The organism is Candidatus Symbiopectobacterium sp. NZEC135, from assembly GCF_025962695.1.
Window position 1 is genome coordinate 1 of record NZ_JAGFPF010000990.1, and the last position, 796, is coordinate 796.

Genomic DNA, 796 nt, shown 5'->3' on the forward strand with positions numbered 1-796 from the left:
GACAGAGCAGAAAATTGTTAACAGGACAGGAGAAGTATGGACAGTCTTTTTGTATACGGCACGCTGATGCCCGGGTGTGAAAATGCACATTTACTCGAGTCGATAGGTGGTTCCTGGGTGCAGGGTTCCGTGTGCGGTTCGCTGCTTGATGCAGGATGGGGGGCCGGTATGGGGTATCCTGGGATTGTTCTGGATGACACTGGAAACCGCGTTGAAGGATATTTGTTTTACTCGGCGCGCCTGGCGGAGCATTGGGATGCACTCGATGAATTTGAAGGTGAGGAGTATGCCAGAGTGCCGGTAGACGTCACGACAAAAGACGGAGAGATTGTCACCGCTTTCATCTACACGGTGGTACCCGAAGCACGCTAGTGCGGCGGCATTATGACTGTCTTTCCACCTATGGCGGTGGGCTTGCTATAAAAAAAGCGTTTTTTACGTACCTCCAGCCCACTGTCATTATCTTTAATTCTGTCAATATTGATTCGAACTATGTCCATTTATCTTTAATTATCTTTATGAAATAAAATATAAAAAAAGCTATTTCCCCCTATAATTTGATGGCGGTGCAGGAAGCGATAAGGCCAGTCATTATTATCTCATCAGGAATGCCATTGGCGAGACTTTATACTGCATCGAACGTTTGGATGCAAAAGAGTTTATCAATGGAAGATATGGGGCAATACCGTCAGCTCAATGCTGGCGAGGAATATCAGTTCTCTCAGTACACTTTATTACTGATACAGAACAATGGGCAAGAATGTCACCTTCGCTTTCGCGACAAAGCCAATACGGC

General features: G+C 46.1%; 1 protein-coding gene. It reads left to right on the top strand.

Translation table 11 applies throughout. The features are described 5' to 3' along the window. The first annotated feature begins 36 nt into the window (after positions 1-36). Positions 37-372, top strand: coding sequence for a gamma-glutamylcyclotransferase (locus J5224_RS31945; protein ID WP_264628980.1), 336 nt, complete (start codon positions 37-39; stop codon positions 370-372). Positions 373-796 lie beyond the last annotated feature (424 nt).

What these genes read in the sequence shown, in the direction of transcription:
- J5224_RS31945 (WP_264628980.1), top strand. Translation starts at nt 37, where the DNA reads ATGGACAGTCTTTTTGTATACGGCACGCTGATGCCCGGGTGTGAAAAT.